The organism is Bacillus sp. FJAT-28004 (genome assembly GCF_001280845.1).
GTDB lineage: Bacteria > Bacillota > Bacilli > Paenibacillales > Paenibacillaceae > Pristimantibacillus.
Genome location: NZ_LGHP01000001.1, coordinates 4,053,183 through 4,077,203, shown reverse-complemented (window position 1 = coordinate 4,077,203; position 24,021 = coordinate 4,053,183). Strand labels below are relative to the sequence as shown.

Here is a 24,021-nt window from a genome sequence, read left to right as displayed (position 1 = left end):
GATGGTATTACCTTATATTACTTAGCACTACCCCAAATCAGGTGTATCTTGAAGCGTCACTTGCAGCTCTTTCGCCCCATGCAGCTCGAATACTACAATCTCATTTTCACCAGTACGAAGCAGCGGACCCGGAACATAAAGCGTCTTCTGCGGACCTGCCTCCCAGTAACGTCCGAGGTTGAAGCCATTTACAAAAACAATTCCCTTTGTCCAGCCCTCAAGTGCCAGGAAGGTATCTGCAATATCTGACTCCTGCTCAATGTTGAAGGAGCCTTGGTAGAATGTTGGACTGCCTATCTCTTGCACCCGCTCTCCAGCACCAGATGCTTTTTTAAGAAGAGCAATATCATTAAGCGGCAGCGGATGAATCGTCCAATCAAATAGGAATTGGAAGCCCAGTCTCGCACCCTCAGTAATCCCCTTGTAATCTCGTAAATACGGTCCGTAGTTGGTTCTACCCATATTCTCAACTAGAATACGAAGCTCAGCCCCGCCCTCTGGCACATCAAACTCGATTGGCTGCGGATCAGAGCGCTCAATAACTCCCCTATACTCTCCATCCAAGAATACGAGTGCGCGATCATGAACTTCCTGCAAGACCAGTGAACAGTTTTGCCTAGGGCCAGAAACCTTGGTCGTATATAAAATAAATCCATAATCCTGTCCGAGCTTCTCCATTGGCTCAGGGCAAGTACGCTGCACAGGTGTCGACAGCAGCGGAAGCAGGTCAAACAGCGGTGCAACCGGCTTCATCTGAACATTGCCATATCCCATTTTGCGAACAGGCTCCGGAAGCGGCATTAACGCCGTGCCAAAATGTTTTGCGATAAGCTCCCTTAACAGGAGGTACTTTTCCGTAATATCCCCCCACTCTGTCACTGGACTATCATAGTCGTAGCTCGTTACCGTAGGCTCGTATTTCCCATGGTTGTTGGCTCCATTATAGAATCCGAAGTTCGTTCCGCCATGGAACATATAGAAGTTAACCGATCCGCCAGCATTCAGCATATCCTCAAATACTTGTACGGCTTCCTTTGCATCCCGCGTATGATGCGGCTTGTTCCAATGATCGAACCAACCGTTCCAATACTCCATGCACATGAGCGGCTTGTCAGGCTGTACTTGCTTTAAGCTATTAAAAGCCTCTTCTGTTCTCGAACCAAAGTTTACGGTTTCAAAAACACCTGGAATCATCCCGCCCTGCAGCATAAAATCTTCTGGACCATCTGAGGTGAACAGCATAACGTCCATCCCGCGCGAAATCATGCTTTCCTTTATATGTTCAAGATATTTCAGGTCATTTCCGTAGCTGCCGTACTCATTCTCAATTTGCATCGCAATGATCGGACCGCCATTCGTACATAGCAAAGGCTTCAACATCGGCAGCAGCACATCATAATAAGCATCCACTTTTGACAAAAATAACTCGTCATAACAGCGCAAGCGCATTCCATCCTCGGCAAGCAGCCAAGCTGGCATTCCACCGAACTCCCACTCCGCACAAATGTAAGGACTAGGACGTACAATCACATGCAATTCTAGCTCTGCTGCGATCTCGATAAACGCCACAATATCCGCCATTCCCGTGAAACAGAACTTACCTTCCTCCGGCTCGTGCATATTCCAAGCAACATACGTTTCAACCGTATTAAAACCGCAAGCCTTCAGCTTAAGCAATCGATCCTTCCAATACTCAGGAATAACACGGAAATAGTGAATTGCTCCCGACAAAATCGTTAAGGGTTTACCCTCATAAAGAAATTGATTACCTTTCATTGTGAATGATGCCATGTCAATTACTCCTCTGCTCATGAACTAGATGTATTCTACTTTCCATTACTGTTTTGATTTTGCATGCTCGCCAATTAGACGGTTAATTTCCTCACGCTTGCGGATATACCATTCCGTCTCTCGCGGGTATGCTTCAAAGGATAGTTCTTGCTCTAAGCCATCTTCCAGTAAGGCAATGACCGCTTCTCGTGAGGTGCTCCGCTCCAGAAGCTCAAGTGCGCGAAGATCCTGCAGCGCTTCCGTAAGCACCTCCAGCCTGATCGACTCAATTGGTCCGTCAGCACCTGGATATACGAGAAATGCGTCGCCCGCTGGGAAACCGCCTCCTGCATCCGTCACTTGGAACGGATTAATCGGATACTTTGAGAACTGCGCATACCAGAAGTTGTAGCCCCAATGCAAGAAACCTGTAAGCTTCAGCTTGTACAATTGCATTCCTAGTACACGATTTCGCGATGACGGCATATGGAGAAAGCGATTAGACACGAGCTTATATTGGGCACAGCAATAATACGCCCATAGCCCCTCTACGCCGTGTTCAAGAAATGGCTGGATCGCATTGCTGGCGGGAATTGGATGCTTAATCAGACCACTTCCATAAAATTCATACTCAGAGAGTGCGTCAATGATTGGAAATCCTTCCAAAATCGGTCCAATAACCTCACTCGCTGCACGATAGGTTTCCATGTCCTCAAGGTTTGGCTCATCCGACAGATGAAAATAAACTCGCTTTTCTAAACCGTTCTCCTTTATAAATGAAATTAACTCGTGCAAAAACAATGTAAGGAACTCCGTATACTCCGGATCTTTGGAATCCGTATCCCAACCAAATAGCTGCTTCACCTGACCCTCAACTGTAGCCATAACTTTTGGTGCGTGCTTGGCACCCCACTGTGTGAATAGATGGGAAAACTCAAAATATTTCATTCCACTGCGGTTACACAGCTCTATCCAGCGCTTTAATCTCTCAAAAGTAAATTTGTAATTGTCCCCAACGCGTTCAATTTGAACGAGCTGTACGGTAGGTCGGTCTCCCCCGATTTCCGTGTCTAACGGAGGTGTAAACAAAGGGGTCAAAATCATATTCATTCCATGTTTCACAGCGGTTTGGATGTATTGCTCCATCAACTGCCAATGGTACTCGCTAAATACTTCCGTCTTATAGTAGGTAGCCAAGCAATCTGCATGGAACCATTCCGTATGGATAAGTGACTGCTCCGGCAGTGCTGCCGCAATGACTTCCAGCGTAAATGTTTCCTCACCTACTTGGTCGCCGCTATCATTGACGATATAAATACGAATATCAAATAAACCTGCCTTAGCATCAATCGGCACCTCGATGGTGATCCATAGAGAGCGCCATTGATTTGGATAACCGGTTATACCGCGGTTTGCATCAAACGGGATTAACGCATCTGGATACAAGCCGGGTGTGCTTCTCAGCACTTGATCATCTGCATCGTGATAGCTGACCATATTGGCAGGTACTAGCTCTACGGTTCGCACGGTCAACGCTTGCTCAAGCTCAGATTCCACCCAAACCTGCAACTGCCGCATAAGTACATTTGCCCGATATGCAACCTGGAACGAATAGGATTCACCAAGCAGTGCCGAGCCTCTAGTCACCGCAGGTATATGCAGTTCTTCATCGGCAAATACTTTGATTAATGAACTGATACATCTCGTTTCCAGCTGCAGAGCTCCATTTAACTTTTCCACTTCATTTTCCCCCTACATGATCTAATAGAAAAGATAAGCCCGGTAAACTCGACTGACCTATTCGAACTTACCGGGCTTATTCACTTACTTGCTTGCTAACGCTTTGTAAGAATCACTAGTTTCTTTGAGATGCTGCTGGAAGCTGGCGTCTGCTTTTAGTCCGTTAATAAATTTGTCCCAGTCCTCCAAGCTTGCTTTGCGGATGACAACGTTTGTGTACATATCAACAAACTTCTTCTGCCAGTCGCCGCCTTTTTCCATCCATACTTCAGTAGTTGGCAATCCTGCCGCAGGGTTCTTAATAGAAGATGCGGAGATGGTATCGACTAGCTGACGGTTGTAATCTCTTACGTCTGCTGGCATACCAGGTCCTTCTGCGCGTTGGTATTTGTTAAAGTAACCGGAAATCCATTGTGCAGTAGTCGCTGTACCGTAAGCTTTTTGCTTGCCTTCATCCGTTTGAACGATCGATCCATCTTCAGATACGGTATAATCTTTGTCTTTAATACCATAGGTGATGAGATTGTAGCCTTCTTCCGTTGCCGTATCGTTATAAACCTCTAGGATTTTCTTCAGCTTGTCTTCGCTAACCGATTTGCTAACTAAGAACAATCCATAGTAGCCATACGCTTGCTCGTTGTATTTTTTGCCGTCTTTGGCAGCTGGAATTTCATACGCCTTCAGCTCAGCTTCAGGCTTAATCTTTTGCAGTTCTTGTCCAAAAATAAACGCTTCGTTAATATTGCCAAAGGAGATGCCCGCTTTGCCTTGAATCATCATTTCTTTCACTTGGCTTGGCTTCATCACTGGCAAATCTGGCGTAATAAGTCCATCGCCGTAAGCCTTGCTCCAGAATTCAAGCGCTTCTCTCGCTTCAGTTGTCAACCAGTATGGCTCAAGACCGCCTTCAGCTGTTTCCTTCCACGCTGTACCTGCGCCAAACATCGTCATCATATAAGGGCTGACACTCGCTTGCACCATACCATAAGTATCGTTTTTACTGTTGCCGTCCGGATCATTTTTTGTAAAAGCTTCTAACACTTTGTAGAGCTCATCCATCGTCGTTGGTGCTTTCAATCCCACTTTATCAAGCCAATCTTGACGAATAATTAAGGATTCATGACCATCTAGCGGACGAACACGCGGAATACCGTAGGATTTCCCTTTGAACTTGATGTTCTCAATTGCATTCTCCGGATAACCTGCTAGGTTCGGATAATCTTGTAAGAAAGGAGTCAAATCCCAGAATGCACCCTGCTCTATCGCTGTTGAGAATGCAGGATCATTGATATCCTCGATGAGAATGACATCTGGCAAGCTCTTGGAAGCAAGCAAGGCATTCAGCTTTTCTTTATAGCTATTAATCGGATAGAAATCGATACTCAGCTTTACATTTAATTTTTCATTGAGCTGCTGAACACTTTCGAGATCACTGCTAGGAGATTCACCATAAGTCATCGTGCCGATTTTAATCTCAACCGGCTTTTGCTGACCCTCTTTATTGCCCGCAGAATTAGCTTGGTCACCATTCGAACAGCCAATGATGCTTGTAGTAAGAACTAGCCCCAATAGAGTCATACCCCAACTTCTTTTATTCATTTTTAAAACCCTCCCTTTTCTGTAGTTAATACCTATATAATGGTCGTTTGTCCGTTAACCCTTTACGGAACCAACCAGCATACCTTTAACAAAATACTTCTGCAAGAACGGATACACCATAATGATAGGCAGAGACGCGACGACTACCGCTGCCATCTTGATCGTCTCTGGAGGGAGCATCTGCTCACTCTGCAGCATTGCAGCTACGGATGGATCTGCTATATTGGTTGAAGCCTGAATCAGCATCATCTGCAGCACAACCTGCATCGGACGAAGTTCATCCGAGTTGATGTACAGTACGCCGTTGAAGTACGTATTCCAGAAACCTACTGCAAAGAATAGTCCGAACGCAGCGACTGCTGGCATCGAGATCGGAAACATAATTCTAAAGAATACTCCAATATCATTACATCCATCAATCTTCGCTGCTTCTTCCAGCTCCTCCGGCAATTCCTGATAGAAGTTTCTCATCAAGAATACGTACCATGCGCTTGTAATAGCAGGTAGTATTAACGACCATACCGTATCGATAAGCCCTAAGCTCTCAACTAACAGGAAGTTAGGGATCATACCTGGGTTGAACAGCATCGTCATTAGAATCGCAACGAGAAAAAACTTTTTACCGAAAAATCGTCTCCGCGACAAGGCATAGGCCAAAGCGCTTGTAACAATAATACCGATTGCCGAGCCAACAACAGCCAAGAAGCCGCTGACACCTAATGAGCGTACAAACATCGGGGTCGATAAAATGTACTTATAGGAGGAAAGGCTCCACTTTTCTGGAATAATGATTAACGACTTTCTCAAATACTCCGAAGGATCTGTAAAAGAGACAACAATGACATACAGGAAAGGCAGCAGCGTTACGAGTCCAATTAGACCAAGTACCGTATAGATGATGCCGTTTGTCACTTTATAACCGAGGGACTTATGCATTAGTAAAGACCCTCCTCACCGAATTTTTTTGCTAAACGATTGGCTGTTACAACTAGGATAAGACCGACAACCGACTTAAATATACCCACAACCGTCGCATAACTGAAACGACCATTTTGTATTCCTGTTCGATACACATAGGTATCAAATACATCAGCCACATGAGAGACCGGAGAACTCATCATCAGATAGATTTGCTCGAACCCTACCTCCATCACTTGACCAAGTCTCAGAATGAGCAAAACGATAATCGTGCTCTTGATGCATGGCAGCGTAACATTAAGGATTTGCTTCCAACGGTTTGCACCATCAATTTGCGCCGCCTCATACAAATCTTGATTAATGCCTGCAATGGCAGCCAAGAATATAATTGTGCCCCAGCCTGCTTCTTTCCAAATGCTCTGTGCCGTCAACAAACCCCAGAAGTAATTCGGCTCTGTCAAGAAACTGATCGGCTTGCCGCCTAATTCGACAATAATCTTGTTAATAATACCATCGCTTTGTCCGAGAATTATAAAGCAAATACCTGCAATAATAACCCAGGACAAAAAGTGTGGTAAATAAATGATCGTTTGAATCGTCTTCTTAAATGCCCTATTGCGAACCTCGTTAATGAGAATAGCGAGAACGATCGGAATCGGGAAGAAAAAGACGATGTTTAGCAAACTAATTGCCATCGTATTTCTAAATAAGAGTAAGAAGTCTGGATTCGAGAAAAACTCATTAAAATATTTGAATCCGACCCATTCACTTTGCCAGAAGCCTAAATATGGAGAATAGTTTTTAAATGCTAATGCTAGCCCCCATATGGGCAAGTATTTGAAGATAAAAAAGAAGAGAATACCTGGAAGTGCTAATAAGTACAAATATTTTTCTCGGCCTAATATGACTTTAAATCGAGCCCACTTCGAGTCTCTCGTTTTTGGCCATTCGGGTCCATGTGCCTGTGATAAACTTGCGTTCGCTAATTCAGGATTAGATTGCGGCAAGGGTTTCACCACCTCCAACAATTTTGTTTAAACTTGGCTGCTTATAATGTTTCATGTCTGCATCTTACAAGCCGAGGCTCCCCCCGGGCAATGACCAATTCTTATGATCTCGTGTCCCTTAAGCAATAATTGAGAATCCCTTGCTGCTGCTGGGTTTATAACTGCTTCGGGTCTCATTAATTAACCTCGTTACCCCCCTTAGATTATAAATTCGCACCCTTTTATAACAAAAAAAAGCTTGCAAGATTGAGAGGTTTCATTTCTCTCACGCTTAGCAAAGCCTTTTTTACAATAAGCATATTCGATTTCGTTTAGCATTCTACTTGCGATGCATCTCTCGATATTGTCCAGGCGGCAAGCCGACCTGCTTCTTAAATACTCGAATGAAATTTTTAGGGTTGTAGCCGACCTGCTCCGCTATTTCATTCACCATCAAATCAGTCACTTCAAGCAAGTCCTTAGCTTTCGCTACACGCACTTGTGTAAGGTACTCGATAAAGGAGATGTCCATTGTGCGCTTAAACAGCTTGCTTAAATATTGCGGGGTCAGATTACAAATCTGCGCACACTGGTCAAGAGAAATATCAAGCTTATAATGTGAAGTAATGTAGTCCGTAACCTTCTCTATAAGCTGCTCATACTCTTGATTCCTCTTGCCATTCACTGACATCATGATCGGTTCAAATATACGTTCCATAAACCACTCATTTATCAAATGAATCGTTTCGCATGATCTCATATCTAGATTGAGCTCACTAGTTGTTCTTCCGAATAGCTGCTCTGGACTGATATTCATTAAATATACTGTACGCAAAGTAGTAGACAGCAATTGATCGTACGACATCCTAATAAGCTCGGGATTGTGAACAGCTGATTGTACTTTATCGGAGAAGGCATCAAGCATACGCTTCGTTTCAACGAGATCACCCACCTGCAGTGAATCGATCAGATGGTTCTCAATCTCCGTTGGGTAACGGTAAATCATCGAATCCGCAAGTCCTTTGCTCTCAATAATCTGATTGCCGCCGTTAATCATCCGTGAATAAATCGCAAGCTGTGCTTCACGATATAAATCAGGCAATTCCTCCACCTGCGACGTAGCACGACTTAAACCAATCGTTGCTGGAGATTGCAGAAAAAGAGTAATTTGCTCGCGTATCCTTTCAATTACAGGCTTCATTTTAGATGACCATACGTCTATCTCTTCACTCTCTGTCCATAACCAAACTACCACTTGATCATTTAACCCGTTGATGACCAATCCTTCGAGCTGTTGATGTTCCAACAATTCTGTCGTCATATTTTTCATAATGAATAGGATTAGATCCTTATCCGACTCTTGGAACTTAGCTAGGTCCGATAGGTGATCGTATGAAATAATAAAGACAACTGCACATTGCTTCTCCGGAATAGAATATCTGCGCAGAAGCTCGTGCAAATGTTCAGGACGTTCATGAGTAAACTGTCCTTCCATTAACCGTAAGGCAAACAACTCGCGAATAAGTGGAAGCTGCTGATTTAATTGGCCTTCCAGCTGGCTTGCTTTACTGTTAATTTCCTTCCAACGCTGCTTCACATAACTGAACTCATCCGTCCCCATATCCGCTGCTTGATTATCACTGATGTGAGAAACCAGCTTCCGAATCGGACTATATACTTTCTTCGTGCCGATCATCGCAAGCGCAATTCCCGCAGCCAGAACTATAAGTACAATTCCAATCGTTATACCCGCAATCTTCCTTGCGCTGCTGTACAACTCCGTCGTAGGAATCATATCCACAAACAGCATTTTTTTGATCGGAGATACCATAGATGTAACTAAATACTCTCGGCCCTGCCAGTGATATAAGAACTCTTGCTTACCCGCATGTGTAACCGTTATCAACTCAAACAAATCTTCTGGCACTTCGGACCCGTTCATATGGAATACGAGCTGACCGGTTTCATCGAGCACATACATGTGCTGATTCTCGTATTTAAGAAATTGTGTTGTCAGCGATTCAAACGCTTTATTATCAATGATGACCTGAATAATGCCGATCGGTTCTTTTGTATGCAGAGGTACTGTGCTTGTTATGGTTATGCCTGAATTATAGTCTTTGCCGCTCTGGGAATAACCTACTTCCCAAGCTAATTGTTGATTGTTGTCCAGCAGCTTCTCGTATTTCTCTCGTTCAACGGCTGATTCGATCTTCGTACCGCCGTAAGTCGATGAAATGAAGTAGTTCTCGTCCAATGTGTATAGTGCAATATCCTTAACAAGTGGATTGCCGTTCATAAAAGCCAACAAGTTCTGATATACACTCGTATAGAAGCCAGAATAATTGGTTTTTTTCATTTCCTTCAAGTCTGAAGTGAAGAACGAACTCAGCTCAAGCTGGATTAAGTTATTCTGCACTCTTTCAAGCCCGTTATCAATCGTCTCTGAAGCATAACTTAAGATTTGAGTAATGTCTTGACTGACATTATCTTTAACTGTTTTGGAAGTTAATACGTAGCTTGTGATTCCAAGGATAATGATAGGAATGATCGATGATAATAATGTAAATACAATCATTTTGCGATAAAATGATGGATACTTCAAAAAACTGTTGCCCTTAAGCATTCGGATGCCATCTTTAAGCTTCATTCTGTCGACTCCTATGTTGATAGACTTTGCTCCTCAGCACAGCGTACAAAGCATTTGAAATGAAGTCAATAATTATCAATAAAATTTATTAAATTATCTGCTATTGAACAAGTGTCCACGCAAACGGCATATCATTGCAATACTATATCATTAGAGATGCAATAGTGAAGTAGACGGACAAACAACAGTCGATTGTTAGCCTCAAATTTCCTCTAGCCTATTTGCATTGTCTGTATGATTAAGAGTAGGGAGGACGTTATTCTTATGCTCTATACAGCTCTTGGTGATTCTATTACCTATGGGGAGAATGCCTCCTCTTTCGCAAAAGCATATCCCCAACTAGCCGTTTCCGCTTTAAATTCACGCTCACGTTCCCACAGGGTAACTGGATATGTATTAGCTCGTCCGGGTTGGAGCAGCTATGATCTATTACATGCAGTAACCTGGAAGGGTTCCTCCGCTATTAACCAATCCGATGTGGTTTCTGTATGGATAGGAGGAGTAGATTTAGCAAACGCTGCACTGTCTTCGCTTAAGAACCAGCAACCGCTAGCTATAAAACAAATTTTAACCCCTTATAAGCGAAATCTACATGCCATTTTATCTCATATAAAAAGTGAAAGCCGCGCCCATATCATTTGCTGCACGCAATATAATCCGTTTCCGAATAGCCCTCTTGCAGCTGCATCCATAGACCAATTAAATTACACCATAAACGAGGTCGCCCAAAGCTACAATGCAAAAATCGCCCCCGTTCATAGATGGTTTGAAGGAAAACAAGCAGCACTAGTCTATGGTTATCGTAATGGAAAATTAGAAGATGCTTTGAGCTTATCACTGCCTATCCATCCAAATGATCGTGGGCATCAAGTTATCGCAAACGGCTTGACTCCTTATCTTGTTACTAGCTATTAGTCATGCGGTATATAATATTGAGAATTAAAAATGACACCGTCCTTTATAGGTCCGTGTCATTTTTTATGTACAATTATTATTGCTGTGTATACCCCCTAAAGGACACCTACAGCGACAAGTACCCAACCAATCATAAAAGAAAGTCCGCCTAGCGGAGTTATCGGACCAAGAAACCGAGCTTTTGCAATACTTAATACGTATAGGCTTCCCGAGAACAAAATAATTCCCGCTACCAAAAACCAGCCGCCCGTAACGATGATTTGAGCATCCGGAAATTGGTTCACTAGCAGCCCGATTAGAATCAATCCTAATGCATGCGCAATGTGATACTGCACACCTACCTCGTATACCTTCAGCTTATCCGGTGTTATTTTACTTTTCAGCGCATGTGCGCCGAACGCGCCAATAGCGACCGCGAGCACCATCAGAATACAACCGAGCAACACAAATGTTTGCATATGAATCTCTCACCTCATTTTTAAATTCGTACGTTTAGCATATCATGATTGTATGGGGGAGGGAATTATTCTCCTATGTTTCATCCCTTTAGACAGACGCACATTCCATTATTTTTGCCTGCGCAATAATTTCCGATTGATTTACCGTTGCCAGTGGAGTAAGGTAGTTTGGAACATCTTCAGGAGGCATCTACGTGAAATTCATTCAATCTACCGCCACAGAATGGCAGGGCTGGACCCGAAATATTCGTCTATTCTTTCTAGCAAATATGTTATATCAAATCGGTACGGGCATGTTCTCGGTACTCTATAATTTGTACATCCACGAGCTCGGTTACCCCGACGCCATGAGTGGTAAAATCGTCAGTATGCAATCGCTCGCAACGGCATTGTGCTTCATTCCTATTGGTTTGTTCGGTGATCGCGCCAGCCGCAAACGGTTGCTCGTCATTGGCGCTTTATGCAGCGGTGTCGTACTGGCTGGCCGCTCCTTATTTGAAACAGAGAGCAGTTTACTTACGATGGCCGTTCTGACAGGCTTATTTGCTGCTATCTTTCAGGTACTCGCCATACCTTTCCTTGCCGAAAATATAGCTAAAGCAGATCGGCTGCGCATATTCAGCATATATTCAGCGTTTGTGCTCGCCTCACAGGTTGCTGGCAGCCTTGGTGGTGGCGTCATAGCGGATGTTATGCAAGCAGCAGGAATAAATAAACTGCTCTCGTTTAAAATTGTTTTGCTCGTGGGTAGTATCGCGACTTTAGCAGCGTTTCTGCCTTTGCAAGCGATTAGGGAAGCAGCACGTACCCAGAAGGCTAGCGCTGAAGCATCTAACGAGCCGACCACTTCACACCAAGCAGCTCATTCAAATGGAGAAATTTCATTTATTATGAAGTTTGCCTCCATACAGCTTTTGATTGGTATCGGATCTGGACTTGTCGTTCCATATTTAAATTTATATTTCACCAATCGTTTCTCGATATCGCTTAGTGCGATGAGCTTATTACTTTCATTAGGTCAAGTCATGACCATTATCTCTATGCTCATTGGCCCGTCGCTCGCTAATCGAGTCGGACAAGTGAAAGCAATCGTTATTTTCCAAACGCTTTCGCTGCCATTCCTGCTATTAACAGGTTTTACGAATCTACTACTCGTGGCTTCTATTAGCTTTCTATTCAGACAAGCACTTATGAATGCGGCTAATCCGCTGCAATCGGCTATTCTAATCGATCGGGTCTCTGCAAAAAAGCAAAGTTTAGCTAATTCCTGCATGCAGACTGCCTTTATGCTAGGGTGGGCGACAATGGGACCGATTCATTCTCATCTCATTGCTACCTATGGCTATTATTGGGGATATGCCATTACGTTCAGCATAACTGGAGCACTTTATGTCACCGCATCTATGCTTTTCTTTATGCTATTTCGCGAGAAGCGGTCAACAGCGTTAAGATAATTTAAAAAAGATACGTAAAGACCCGAGAGACGAACACTTTATAAAAAAGTGTCTATCTTTCGGGTCTTAGATCATTTAAGACTAGTCAATCAGCCTCTTATGCACTATTACTTCAAAAAAAATGCTGCAATTTCTGCGATCTCCGCTCGTGTAATTGTATTTTTCGGACGAAGTGTTCCATCCTCATAACCTTTAATAACACCAGCCTTAACTAAGGCTGCGGCTGCTTCCTGTGCCCAGACTGAAATCTTACCTCCGTCTGCAAATTTCGGTTCAGCAGTGCCCGAAGCTACGACTAGCTTATCCTTCATTCCTCTGTACAAAATAACGAATGCTTCTTCTCTTGTCATATCTTGATTCGGTCTAAACGTGCCGTCTTCAAAGCCATTGATGATTCCTGCATCCGACAATTCGGTCACATACTTCGTATACCACTTATCGGAGCCTACATCTGTGAAAGACGGCGAATTCCCGGTGGAAGTTTTGAGTCCCATCAATCTATATACGACAGCTGCATACTCTGCCCTGTTCATATGATTATTCGGCTTGAATGTCCCGTCTGGGTAACCTGTAATAATCTGTTGCTCCGCAAGCTTCGCAATAGCTTCTTTCGCCCAATGCAATTTTGTATCTGTGAAGCTAGGTTTTTCAGTAGGTTCAGTAGGATCAATCGGCTTCACTTCTGTTCCTCCATTGCCGCCGTTGTTTCCACCCTCGTTCCCGCCAGAAGGAACATCACCAGTCGCAAAGCTCCAAATATCAGATAGTGTATAGCCGCTGTTAGCATCTTCCGCCACTACATACCATTGATAATAATGGTCAGCAGCTAGTCCTTCCCATACAGCTGATGCTTCGCTTCCGCTTGCCACTTTCGTCGCCTGTCCAATCTTCTGATCGGTATAAACCTTAACGCCGAAATAATCGGTAGCTACACGTTTCACCATGGTCGTAAGATCAACATCCAAGTCAAATTCGTCTTTCCTCGGGAATTCATTCGGATCATAATAATTATAATCATTCAAATAAGGGGAATACGTCTTCATATGCACCTGATTGTTCTGCAAGTCAAACTGCATTAGCCTAATATAGCCAAGTCCGCCTTTCTCTGCTCCTTGGTAATCGGCTAGCATTTGATATACTTTACGATCTGGAACACCGTCACCATTGTCATCAATTTCGTCTACCAAAGTCTCTGCATCATGGTAATGACCTGACAAGGTCGCAATCACATTCTTATTTGGAACAACCACACGTTCAAAAATTTTGTCTGCTATAGGAGCTCGATTATTGGATACGAGCATATACTCATGAAAAGCTAATATAGCTTTCCGATCCGGATGATCCTGCACCACTTGATTAATCCAATCGATCTGCTCATCATCAATATTCCAACCCATATATACGATGATGAAATCTACGCCTCCAGCAGAAATTAAATCAAAGTGTCCGCGATTGTTCTGATAGGACCCGCCGTAAGTTGGCTGGTTTTTAAACCGATCCTCGCCATAATGCTTCCAATAATAAGAGTAGTCTCCTGTTTGATGAGAGACGTCATGATTGCCAGCTAATACACCGTAAGGTATGCCGGAATCATCAAGTACCTTCATGCTTTTATTCGCATTTTGCCATTGGAATTCTTGATCCGCCTTATCGACAATATCACCAGTATGGATAACATACTTAATGTTCATTGCCTCTTGCTGCTCAACAATCCATTCCACATTTTTCTGATAAATTTCCGGATAGCTCTCTGAATAGTATTGCGTATCAGACATCCAAATGAAAGAAAAGTCATAGCTGTCCTGCTTCACAGGCAGCTCATCCTGCACCATAACGTTAATGGTTCCGCCGTTGTTATACTCACCTGCTTTTACGGTTGCCCCTAAATCGAAGTCTTCTTCTCCTGCAACTTTATAATCGAGCAATGCCCAGCGACTGTCCTTCATGCTCCAAGCGTATATGCTTACCTTTCTGCCCTCCAGTGAATTACCTTTCCACTGAATATCGACACGATCAGTTGCCTTCACTGTCTCATCCAGTTGAATGGTGAAGCGATGATACGGGAAGCCGTCAGCAGAATCATTTACAAGGTATTCGCCATCTGCCGCTTGAATCTTACTATAGTCCGCCCCATCCATAACGTCATCGCCGTCTGGCTTAATTTGCTTCGGAGGCTCGATATCCGATACTCCTTTATAAGCCGCAAAGCCTGACTTACTGGTTGCGTCATAATTAAAACCTTTCATGAAGGTTAGATTCATGATATCTTCCGACGGGTCGCTTGCCTTGACCGTCAGCTTAACGCTGTTGCTTCCCGACAGAATATCACCCTTTAGAGGTGAAACCAACTGCGGCTTATCTGGATTCTCATTAGGAACAATGAAGCGAATCGTTTTTTCTGCCTTATTTCCGGCTTTGTCCGTTGCTTCAATAACGAACAGATGCTCTCCGCCAGTTAGTTTTCCAGATGTTGTCTCATAAGGAAATTCGATAACTGAACCATCAAGTGTTGCCTTAGTGGAAGCTAATCCTGCAAGTACATCGGTTACATTCGCAGCAAGCTTAATCGTACCGCGATAAGTCTTGCCATCTTCCACGCTCGGTACAATAACGGGAGCCGTGTTATCGACAGTCACCTTAGCGCTAACCTCTTTGCTTCCATCCTTCACTGCAATGGTATGAACACCGTCCGCCAGCGCTTTCGTATCCCAATCACTTGCTTTCGCATGCATTTTGTCTGCTGTTAGCGGGAATTTAAAATCAATAAATTTTGGCTTCGTAATAGAAGAGTCACCAATTTTAATATCCTTGTTCTTATCTGAATAAGCTGGATCATAAATGGTTGTGCCATCAGATAAGACGAGACGGACATTTCTCACCTGGAAATCGTCTCTGTTCTCCTCTGGACGATCATCGAAAGGTCCCGTCTTCGTTCCCGCTCGAATGGCAATTGCATTAACACCTTCCTTCAGTCTTGCGCTATCGATGGAGTAGCTTAACGTTTCATACGTATTGATAGGATCCATAAAGGTATAGAGGATTTCATCGCCAACCGTTACCGCATTTTTAAAATAGTAATTCACCTCAGCCGCTTCGAATGCAAAGTACGCATCATTCTCCAGTGCCCGGTAAGAATTATCCAACTGGTTTCCGTCAACCGTCAGTTGCAGTGAATCCGTATCTGCGCTCTCTGCTGTGCCTTTCAGTACATAAGTGCCGGAAACCACATCGTCATTTTTCACATTCAAGCGAAGCTCAGAGCGATCAGGTCCACCCGTTACGGATACACGCTTTACGCTAGACTTGCTTGTATGCGTACCATCAGATGCTTCAAAATAATAGTCAACATAAGTTTTGGCTATTAGATTCGGAGATGCCAGCATGTAATGGTACATCGTATCGCTATAATCTTGATACAAATAGTGTTTGGTATACTCCGCATCCATGTTCGTCTTGAAATAAACGGATACAGATTTGATATTCCGATCATCTTGCGCATCCGCAATTAATTCCAAATGGCTTGATTGGTCGATCTTCTCCTGGCCCGTTACATCTGTAATCGTTGGAGCAATCGTATCCTCTTGCACATCGATCGGCTCAGAAGGTACTTGAGCCTTGTCTACTTTGCCCGGTGTCGCATTTTCCACACCTACATTGTATTTGATCAAAGTTGTTGAGCCGTTTACTGGGTATTTATAGAAAATACCCTTGCCTGCAGCAACGTCCATTTTATTGGAACCGTCATAATAAACAGAAGCGATTTCCTTATGTGTATTCGTACCAACTACTACGCCTCTCTTGCTTCCATTTGCCATACCATCGCTGTAAATTTTGACGATATCTTTGTTCTCAACAAGCTGCGTTCCATATGATGCGTTAAAGTCTGCGACCGTCTGGTTTTTGTTTGCACTGTTGATTACCCAAAATACCATCGTGCTTTGAGCGGGTATCCGAATATCCTCTCTATCCGTCGGCCAAATGACATCTGCATCCGGACCGGAATCGGGGTAACGATAATAAATTTTATAATCACTGAAATTGATTTCCTTATTCGTATTATTATAAAGTTCGATAAATTCACCGTCATCACTTGAAAGACGATTAACACTATCCGGTACTAGCTCTGTTATGAGCAGCGGCGGTACTTTTGACGAATCAAAAGCAGGCAGTCCCTCCATACCCACTGTATAAGTAGAAGTCGTAACCGTATTGTCCTTGTCCTTCGCCTGAATATAGTACTGCAGCTCCGGCTCAACCATAGCTGATTTTCCGATCAAACCTTCAAAGTTGAAGCCGCCAGCAGAAGAACTCATGCTAGAAGCGGTAAAAAACTGCTGCGAAATCGTTTTGTAAAAAAGCGTTGCCGTTACTGGATCATTTTTGTCACCGTTTTGGCTCTCATCATTAAGGATTTCAGCCATAATCGCAAGATCACTTTGCACGCTTGCTGACATCACTGGAATATGATTAATAACCGGAGGAGCGTTAAAAGTAGGCAGCGTTATTTGCTCGGAAGTAATGCTTCCCGGTGTTGCTGGCAGTGTGCCTGCACCTTCCATCATCATCATTTCCGTTGACCCTATCGACGTTGGGATTTTATAGAAGATTCCTTTATTCTCTTGGGTTTGAGCATCCGTCTGATAGGTTGCCTGAGATATTAATATTCCGGAGGCATCCTTAATAGCTAGAGACCTCGGTCCCGCGTTGGACATACCTCCGCTGATAATAATGCCTTCACTGTCTTTCACCGCCTCAAATCGGAATAAATCCGAATTTACAATAAGGTCAGTGCTGTAGTTCTTGTTAAAATCAGCAGCAGTCTGACTGCCATTTTTAGCATTCATTACCCATAGAACGATAGCTTTGCCAGGAGGAATAAGTATGTCCTCTTTCGTGGAAAGCGGCCATGCTGTCGTTACTTTATCATTCACATAATGGATACCGTAATCTTTGAAATTAATAGTATCCTGTGAATTATTATATACTTCCACAAATTCATATCCATCTGCCCCGCCAACATTGGCACTGTCCGGTACTAGCTCCGTTATCAATAGCTTTGGCGTCGTCACTGTTAGACCTTCCATAGCTGCTGCAGATTCCGCCATCGGAACTGTACCGAACAGCAGACTGCATAGTAATAACCATACTATGGTTTTCTTGTTTCCTCTCCTCATTACGCACCTCTTCTGTCAGATATTGTTATGTACAAAGGAGAATTTTATCATCGGATTATACGAGTAAAATTAAAATCATATAAAGATTGGGTAAATGTGACAGCAAAATAATAAAATAAGAAACAAAAAGAGACTGTCTCAAAAGGTCAGAAATGACCGTAGGACAGCCCCTTTTATGGGATTGGTATAATAATCGCCGTTTGGAAGTGGAGTATTGGAGCTGCTTCAAGATTGAGGCTTGCTCGGTTTTAAATGATAACGGTAGGCTGATGGCGGTACCCCATAGTGTGCTTTAAAAAGCTTGCTGAAATGATAAATGTCCGTGAACCCAAGCATATCAGCGATCTCTGAAATGGATAAAGGGGTTTCCGTCAGCAATGTCACGGCTCGTTCCAGCCGCAGGCGGGTTATGTTTTCTTTTAAGGAGTAGCCGGTGTTTAACTTGAAAATATGACTGATATAACGAGAGTTCAAGGTGAATGCCTCTGCTAGTTCGTTATAATCGATTCGCTGATCGATTCGGTCTTTCACATAATTCATTACACCTTGGATGATTTTCTGTTGACGAAGCTTGGCTTCACTCCATTCCATCTGAGAAGCATGTGCCTTATATAAGAGTAAAAGGATATGCTTCATTAAAGAATGGAACTCTTCCTCGACCCAAATGTCCTTCCGTTCTAGAATGTTCAATAGTTGATTCAATTGTTGCTCGAACCCAAAAGAGTCCTGTACCTGAGTCATCCTGGGGGGTAACTCCTCGGAACGAAAAGCCTGATGGGTGAGTGAATGGGATACGCTAAAATGATGGTAGATAACGGTGAGCCGATCTTCGAGATTTTGTGTGGCATAAATACGATCGCCAGGACGGGTTAGGAAACAAGTACCTTTGTTTACTGAAAAGCATTCGTCATTAATATGCATTGTGCCGGTGCCTGAAATGACGTACCAAAGATCCCAATCCTGTGGAAGAAGACGGGGATGCCAAGACCAGCCTGGCTCACATTTGACCTTCCCTGAGTTATAACAGGGCTTGATTAACGCGTGGTGGAGAAAATCAAACGGTGGTTGTATCTTCATATTCCGGGCCCCGTTTCAACTTAATTTCCATCATTTTAACAGATTACGAAATAGTTCGATATGCATTTAGATACAAATTATATATGACTTGGGATATTTGGTTTGGAAACCTCAAATGGTATATTTGGCATATAGAAGGTTCATAAAAGGAGTCGATATAAACGATGAAATGGCAAACAGAGGAAGAGATTTCTAAGTTCATGTACATGTACGACAACACATACACACCTCTTCAATCTATTTATGATTTTTCGGATAATCAGGTAGTTGAGTACAAAGAAACTGGATTTTTTGCTATTGATTCTCTGTTTAGCTCTAAGGAAGTTTCAGATGCATCTGAAGCACTAAAGAGCATATTGTTGAAAGATACTAAGGGAGCTAAATTACAATTTGCTAAGCCGCAAGACCAACTGCATACTGACCTCGATAGGGAGCTAGCCATTCGTAAGATTTATGATCTCGTAGAAGTAGAGGAAGCCATGCAGGCGATTGCCTATCACCCCACCTTATTGAGGATCTTGGAGAAAATATTAGGTGAAAAACCAGTTCTTGTTCAGAACATGGCATTGATGAAACCGCCCCATGGAGGTGGTGAAAAACCATGGCATCAGGATATGGCATATGGACCTCTTGCTTTTAACAAGTCAGTAATAGGAGTGTGGATCGCAATAGATGAAGCAACGATTGACAACGGATGTATGCACGTCATTCCGAAGTCACAAAAGGAAGGGTTCGTTCCACATTATGCCGAGAGGGATTGGCAGCTCTGTGATAGCAGTGTGCAGGTAGATAAAGATGTCGCGGTGCCCTTATCACCCGGTGGAACGATGTTTTTCCATGGTCTGATTCATCATGGCACGCCATCCAATCAGTCACCGAAGGGTCGCCGTGCACTGCAATTTCATTATTCTCCGGAATCAGCAGTAAAGATGTCGGCGCAGGAATATAAACGCGCCTTCACCAACGAAATGACTGATGCGCAATGCTAAATTAGTATAATTCATGTTTCAATTAAAAGGAGAAGGACCCCTTGGCCCTTCTCCAGCATGACGATGTTTGATTAGACACTCTTTGTTCGAGGCTCGAATTCGATTATAATCTCCGCACGACCTATCAAGAAATATTCTGCTTGATATCCACTCATGTTAATCGCATAAAATCTTATTTCGCTAATCTTCCCGCATGTAATCTTTTCAAAAAATCATTTAATTTTTCCGTACACAAGAGCATCGCAATGGCAAATATAATAATAAACCACGGAAAGATACTAATAGTTATATTTGAAGCTAGCAAGCCCAGAAAAGGAGGCACTAACGTACTACCCGTATAAGCAGCTGCCATTTGAAAACCCATGATAGACTGAGCATTCTTTTTCCCAAATCTTGCAGGCGTTTCATGCAGCATACACGGAAATATCGGGGCTAATCCGAGTCCTACAATCATAAAGCCGACAAGCGAGAGGATAGGTGGGAACGGTAACACAAGTACTACTGTTCCGACTAAAGCGATAATCTGACCGTACCTAATCAGCATGCGACTACTCATTTTAAACGTGATAAATCCGGTAATCATTCGACCAACTGTAATTCCTACAAAGAACCAAGAAACCCATTGTGCTGCTGTGGCTGCAGGCAAGTTTTTTATTTGAACAAGAAAGCTGCTTCCCCATAATCCCATGCTTGCTTCAATTCCACAGTAAAATAAGAAGGTTAGCATTGCGAGTTTAACCCCTTTGACTTGCCATGGCTTTGTTGTCTCAGAATTTTGCTCTAATTCTTGATTAAGCAACTCATTTTGAGCTTCAACATTTATTACATGACTACTTCTAGCAACTTTATCCCATAAAGGAAGAGAAACGAATAGTATGATGACTAGAATAAATTGAATACCCGCTACAATGAGATAACCATGTCTCCAAAGGTTTTGACCCGAAATAGACGAAGCCATAATAATTGGACCAAGGGTAGCTCCTACTCCCCAAAAACAGTGAAGCCAGCTCATATGATGAGCTTTGTAATGAGTAGCAACATAGTTATTTAATCCTGCATCTACGCTTCCCGCACCTATACCAAGTGGAATGGCGAACATTATTAACCAGATTATTGAAGGAGACCATGCAAACCCAAGTAAAGCTCCTGCTGTCATTATACAGCTCACAAGTGTTACTTTCCCCGTGCCAAAACGTTGCAGTACTGTACCACTTAACAAGCTCGACACAATCGTACTGCCTGCAATAACCATGGAGAGAATGCCAGCAGTTCCTAATGAAGCATTCAGATCCTCTCTCATCACAGGCCATGCCGATCCGAGCAATGAATCTGGCAAGCCTAAACTAATAAAAGCCAAATAAATAATAATTAAAAAGAAAGTTGCCATAGCTATTATTCTCCTTGGTGTTCATCATCTTTTCGTTTGTGAAATCCGTCCCTGCTATGATCATAACAACTTATTAAACATCTTTAATAAGTCATTATGATCATAGCAGGAATAAGTCTTACTGACAAGATAATATGTATAATGCATTACTATCGATATAACATATATTACCTAATTCATTTAATCGTCCATTAACAAATAAGCTTTATACTGACTGTAATGCTTCGCACTATACAATAAATACAGAAATAGAAAGGATGCATGTCATGGGAATTCATACGTATTTTCAATCACTTAACGATCTCGAACGTATCATTCGTTGTCCAGGTAAATTCAAGTTTGAAGAGCACAGTGTATCCGCTCATTCTTGGAAGGTTGTTCAGTACGCCAAAACATTAGCAGATATTGAAGAAAGCAACGGCGTCGCGATAGATTGGAAGAAGCTTTACGAAATTACGAGCAGTCATGATTATGGTGAAATATTTATTGGAGATATTAAAACACCTGTAAAGCATTACTCACTAGAACTGCGCGGCATGCTGCAGCAAGTAGAGGAAGGTATGATTGCTCTTTTTATAGAGGAGAATATTCCTGAGGAGTTTAAGTCTATTTTCCGCAGACAACTGCGCGAAGGCAAGGACGATTCCGTCGAAGGTCTAATTCTTGAAGTGGCCGATAAGCTTGATCAAGTTTATGAGGCGCTAACTGAATTGCAAAGAGGCAACACAGAGAAGGAATTTATCGTTATGTATCGCGAAGCGCTCGTCAAAATCAAAAAAATAAAGCTTCATTGTGTAGATTATTTTCTTGCGCATATTTTACCAGACATCGTTAAGGATAGCTCCAATTGCCCTGTCGATATCCAAAAGATTACGAAAGAAGCGTTAGAGCTGTAATCTTAGCTTTGGCTTCAACCATTTATAACCTCATAACTAAATCCCCTTTTTCGTGCAACTAGTCAGAAATCGTTGAATGGCTTTACTCCTCCCTGTTTTTCACCTTCTTCGCGTGAAGCGCTCCCCTATGTTTTATTTCATTATTAGGATTTTATCCTCAGGTGGTGTTCACCATAGAGAAGGCGAACTGTGGCAGTGCCCAATCACAATTCGCCCTCTTAATTCCTAGAATCAATATATCCTTCTCTTTTGCTGACTCAGTTCCCGCTAGAGATCGCCTTTTTCACTTCATTTCGTTTCATAAGGGTGTTAATCGTAGATGTAATACCAATCTCGTATGGGGTCATAGGGATCGGTCCAACAAGCCGCTCGTATTTTTCACCACTTAATATGAATGGTTCCTCTGTTAAATACAGCATTTCGACGACCTCCTTCATAACAGATGAAAGTAGTCCAATTAGTGATAAGCCCATTTTGCCAAGAGGTATGACTGGTTTTGACGTACCTGCTGCCCTCTGAGCTATCTCTACAAAATGTCGGCCAGAGATCACACCTGATCCTGGAATATGCCAATTTTGCTCGTACGCATCCTCCCTAATGGCCAACTCTACAATCATAATTGCGGCATCCGGTAAATATACAAACTCGCGAGCAACCTTCATTGTTCCAATAAACACCGTCGGCTTGGCAGCAGCAATCCCATCTAAAGTTGACCCCAAATAGGATGCTTGGTTAGCTGATGGGCCATAATAGTCTGGTAGACGAACAATCATTTTACGCGCCTTATTCCATCTTGGGCTAAATACCATTTGCTCGTACTGTAGTCGAACCTTGCCTTTTTTCGTGTGCGGATTCTTAGGGTGATCCTCCGATGCGTGATCAGTAGTTCTCCTACCATAGGGATAAATGCCATCCACAACGATGATTTTTGCACCAAGCTGATTCGCTGCCTCCATAACTGCCTCTCCCATAGGAATCAGCTTTGTATGCATGTCATTGTAAGGCACATTCGCACAGTTAAAAATAACCTCGTGGCCTTCGCAAGCAGATATCAGTTCCTTTATATTAAACACATCTCCAACTTTAAGCGATAAATGCTTAGGATAGCCCAAATCCATTGAAAGTTGATCCAGCTTTTGATAAGAGCGCCCGAATGCCGTAGTCTCGATTCCTCTCTTCAGAAGCTCCTCTACAATAGGAGCTCCAGTCCCCCCGGTAGCACCTAATACAATTGCTTTTTTCATTCTTAATCAAACTCCTCTCATTTTGTAATTGATTAATCACTAACTGAACATTTCACCTATTTATTGATTGATCAATTACAATGATGTATATAAGAGCCGAAATATCAGCTCTAATACATTAGTTCCGGCAAAGACAGAGCCATGGAAACATTGCATAACATACCTCTAGCCAAAAATATAATGGTCTTCTCCTTGGGATTTTCAAGACCAGCTTGCTGGAATGCGTTATACACTAACTGCTGCACCTCACGGTATCCATTTTGCATGACCTCGACAATAGCTTCATCTTTTATCGTCTGAGCCTGCATTTGCAGAAGGGTTTCATTCTGATACGATTTCATTATCTGTATATAGACCTCGACAAGTTCCTTCTCAAGCTGATCAGGTCCCGCTGTCTCGATAACGCTGCGGAATGCTTCAACGATACGGGTCCATGATACTTCTAAAGCTTCCTTTAACAGAATCTCCTTCGTTGCAAAAAACCGAAAAACATACGGCTGTGAAATTTGAGCTCGTTCAGCAACCTTTGCCGTTGTGGCGCGATAATATCCAATTTCAGCGAAAACTTCAATCGCAGCAGCAATAATATCTGTACGTCGGTTAACTGACGCTGCTGTGTTTTTTTCCATTGTATCTTCCACCTTTAAGGTACCCATTTAGTTAGTAATTGATCAATCACTAACTAAAACGATAATAACTTATCACTCGTCGGATTGCAATATTTATTTTATTTAGGATACGCTAGCTATTGGATGGAATAGGCG

The 24,021-nt window shown here is 42.9% G+C and carries 16 protein-coding genes; 4 read left to right on the top strand and 12 right to left on the bottom strand.

Going from position 1 to position 24,021, the window contains the following annotated elements; genetic code table 11:
* Positions 1 to 27 precede the first annotated feature (27 nt).
* The 6 genes from AC787_RS17810 to AC787_RS17785 all read right to left on the bottom strand — a co-directional run bounded on the left by AC787_RS17810 (position 28) and on the right by AC787_RS17785 (position 9,663).
* On the bottom strand, positions 28 to 1,791 hold the full coding sequence (locus AC787_RS17810; RefSeq protein WP_054026008.1) for a glycoside hydrolase family 35 protein: 1,764 nt from the start codon (positions 1,789 to 1,791) through the stop codon (positions 28 to 30).
* Between the two features lie 45 nt (positions 1,792 to 1,836).
* Complete coding sequence (locus AC787_RS17805; protein WP_054026007.1) at positions 1,837 to 3,510, bottom strand: DUF4091 domain-containing protein; 1,674 nt, start codon at positions 3,508 to 3,510, stop codon at positions 1,837 to 1,839.
* A gap of 84 nt (positions 3,511 to 3,594) precedes the next feature.
* Complete coding sequence (locus AC787_RS17800; RefSeq protein WP_054026006.1) at positions 3,595 to 5,109, bottom strand: extracellular solute-binding protein; 1,515 nt, start codon at positions 5,107 to 5,109, stop codon at positions 3,595 to 3,597.
* A 54-nt stretch (positions 5,110 to 5,163) separates the two neighbouring features.
* Positions 5,164 to 6,045 (bottom strand): carbohydrate ABC transporter permease, encoded by an 882-nt coding sequence (locus AC787_RS17795; RefSeq protein WP_054026005.1) that lies wholly within the window; start codon positions 6,043 to 6,045, stop codon positions 5,164 to 5,166.
* Positions 6,045 to 6,932 (bottom strand): ABC transporter permease, encoded by an 888-nt coding sequence (locus AC787_RS17790; protein ID WP_414730988.1) that lies wholly within the window; start codon positions 6,930 to 6,932, stop codon positions 6,045 to 6,047. The genes AC787_RS17795 and AC787_RS17790 overlap by 1 nt, the downstream gene beginning before the upstream one ends.
* 421 nt (positions 6,933 to 7,353) lie before the next feature.
* Entirely contained in the window at positions 7,354 to 9,663 is a 2,310-nt protein-coding gene (locus tag AC787_RS17785) for a helix-turn-helix domain-containing protein (protein ID WP_054026003.1), read from the bottom strand.
* 264 nt (positions 9,664 to 9,927) lie between these two features.
* Here AC787_RS17785 and AC787_RS17780 point away from each other — a divergent pair, with 264 nt between their 5' ends.
* Complete coding sequence (locus AC787_RS17780) at positions 9,928 to 10,578, top strand: SGNH/GDSL hydrolase family protein (protein ID WP_054026002.1); 651 nt, start codon at positions 9,928 to 9,930, stop codon at positions 10,576 to 10,578.
* Between the two features lie 95 nt (positions 10,579 to 10,673).
* Here the strand turns inward: AC787_RS17780 and AC787_RS17775 are convergent, their stop codons facing one another.
* Positions 10,674 to 11,036 (bottom strand): DUF423 domain-containing protein, encoded by a 363-nt coding sequence (locus AC787_RS17775; protein ID WP_054026001.1) that lies wholly within the window; start codon positions 11,034 to 11,036, stop codon positions 10,674 to 10,676.
* Between the two features lie 194 nt (positions 11,037 to 11,230).
* Between AC787_RS17775 and AC787_RS17770 the strand changes: the two genes are divergently transcribed.
* The gene (locus AC787_RS17770) at positions 11,231 to 12,490 is read left to right on the top strand and encodes an MFS transporter (RefSeq protein ID WP_054026000.1); all 1,260 of its coding nucleotides are present in this window, start codon (positions 11,231 to 11,233) and stop codon (positions 12,488 to 12,490) included.
* A 107-nt stretch (positions 12,491 to 12,597) separates the two neighbouring features.
* Here the strand turns inward: AC787_RS17770 and AC787_RS17765 are convergent, their stop codons facing one another.
* Both AC787_RS17765 and AC787_RS33320 read right to left on the bottom strand, forming a co-directional pair.
* Entirely contained in the window at positions 12,598 to 17,664 is a 5,067-nt protein-coding gene (locus AC787_RS17765; RefSeq protein WP_054025999.1) for an S-layer homology domain-containing protein, read from the bottom strand.
* A gap of 225 nt (positions 17,665 to 17,889) precedes the next feature.
* The gene (locus AC787_RS33320; RefSeq protein WP_082360818.1) at positions 17,890 to 18,741 is read right to left on the bottom strand and encodes a helix-turn-helix transcriptional regulator; all 852 of its coding nucleotides are present in this window, start codon (positions 18,739 to 18,741) and stop codon (positions 17,890 to 17,892) included.
* 164 nt (positions 18,742 to 18,905) lie between these two features.
* Here AC787_RS33320 and AC787_RS17755 point away from each other — a divergent pair, with 164 nt between their 5' ends.
* Positions 18,906 to 19,730: a phytanoyl-CoA dioxygenase family protein gene (locus AC787_RS17755; protein ID WP_054025997.1), complete on the top strand. Its 825-nt coding sequence runs from the start codon at positions 18,906 to 18,908 to the stop codon at positions 19,728 to 19,730.
* 172 nt (positions 19,731 to 19,902) lie between these two features.
* Here the strand turns inward: AC787_RS17755 and AC787_RS17750 are convergent, their stop codons facing one another.
* Complete coding sequence (locus AC787_RS17750) at positions 19,903 to 21,117, bottom strand: MFS transporter (RefSeq protein ID WP_054025996.1); 1,215 nt, start codon at positions 21,115 to 21,117, stop codon at positions 19,903 to 19,905.
* A 266-nt stretch (positions 21,118 to 21,383) separates the two neighbouring features.
* On the opposite strand from AC787_RS17750, the gene AC787_RS17745 reads away from it, so the two are divergent.
* Positions 21,384 to 22,013, top strand: coding sequence for a YfbR-like 5'-deoxynucleotidase (locus tag AC787_RS17745; RefSeq protein ID WP_054025995.1), 630 nt, complete (start codon positions 21,384 to 21,386; stop codon positions 22,011 to 22,013).
* Positions 22,014 to 22,270: 257 nt separating this feature from the next.
* Here the strand turns inward: AC787_RS17745 and AC787_RS17740 are convergent, their stop codons facing one another.
* Together AC787_RS17740 and AC787_RS17735 are read right to left on the bottom strand one after the other, a co-directional pair.
* The gene (locus AC787_RS17740; RefSeq protein WP_054025994.1) at positions 22,271 to 23,257 is read right to left on the bottom strand and encodes an NAD(P)H-binding protein; all 987 of its coding nucleotides are present in this window, start codon (positions 23,255 to 23,257) and stop codon (positions 22,271 to 22,273) included.
* A gap of 110 nt (positions 23,258 to 23,367) precedes the next feature.
* Positions 23,368 to 23,886, bottom strand: coding sequence for a TetR/AcrR family transcriptional regulator (locus AC787_RS17735; RefSeq protein ID WP_054025993.1), 519 nt, complete (start codon positions 23,884 to 23,886; stop codon positions 23,368 to 23,370).
* Positions 23,887 to 24,021 lie beyond the last annotated feature (135 nt).

What these genes read in the sequence shown, in the direction of transcription:
- AC787_RS17810 (WP_054026008.1), bottom strand. Translation starts at nt 1,791, where the DNA reads ATGGCATCATTCACAATGAAAGGTAATCAATTTCTTTATGAGGGTAAA.
- AC787_RS17800 (WP_054026006.1), bottom strand. Translation starts at nt 5,109, where the DNA reads ATGAATAAAAGAAGTTGGGGTATGACTCTATTGGGGCTAGTTCTTACT.
- AC787_RS17795 (WP_054026005.1), bottom strand. Translation starts at nt 6,045, where the DNA reads ATGCATAAGTCCCTCGGTTATAAAGTGACAAACGGCATCATCTATACG.
- AC787_RS17785 (WP_054026003.1), bottom strand. Translation starts at nt 9,663, where the DNA reads ATGAAGCTTAAAGATGGCATCCGAATGCTTAAGGGCAACAGTTTTTTG.
- AC787_RS17780 (WP_054026002.1), top strand. Translation starts at nt 9,928, where the DNA reads ATGCTCTATACAGCTCTTGGTGATTCTATTACCTATGGGGAGAATGCC.
- AC787_RS17775 (WP_054026001.1), bottom strand. Translation starts at nt 11,036, where the DNA reads ATGCAAACATTTGTGTTGCTCGGTTGTATTCTGATGGTGCTCGCGGTC.
- AC787_RS17765 (WP_054025999.1), bottom strand. Translation starts at nt 17,664, where the DNA reads ATGAGGAGAGGAAACAAGAAAACCATAGTATGGTTATTACTATGCAGT.
- AC787_RS33320 (WP_082360818.1), bottom strand. Translation starts at nt 18,741, where the DNA reads ATGAAGATACAACCACCGTTTGATTTTCTCCACCACGCGTTAATCAAG.
- AC787_RS17755 (WP_054025997.1), top strand. Translation starts at nt 18,906, where the DNA reads ATGAAATGGCAAACAGAGGAAGAGATTTCTAAGTTCATGTACATGTAC.
- AC787_RS17750 (WP_054025996.1), bottom strand. Translation starts at nt 21,117, where the DNA reads ATGGCAACTTTCTTTTTAATTATTATTTATTTGGCTTTTATTAGTTTA.
- AC787_RS17745 (WP_054025995.1), top strand. Translation starts at nt 21,384, where the DNA reads ATGGGAATTCATACGTATTTTCAATCACTTAACGATCTCGAACGTATC.
- AC787_RS17740 (WP_054025994.1), bottom strand. Translation starts at nt 23,257, where the DNA reads ATGAAAAAAGCAATTGTATTAGGTGCTACCGGGGGGACTGGAGCTCCT.
- AC787_RS17735 (WP_054025993.1), bottom strand. Translation starts at nt 23,886, where the DNA reads ATGGAAAAAAACACAGCAGCGTCAGTTAACCGACGTACAGATATTATT.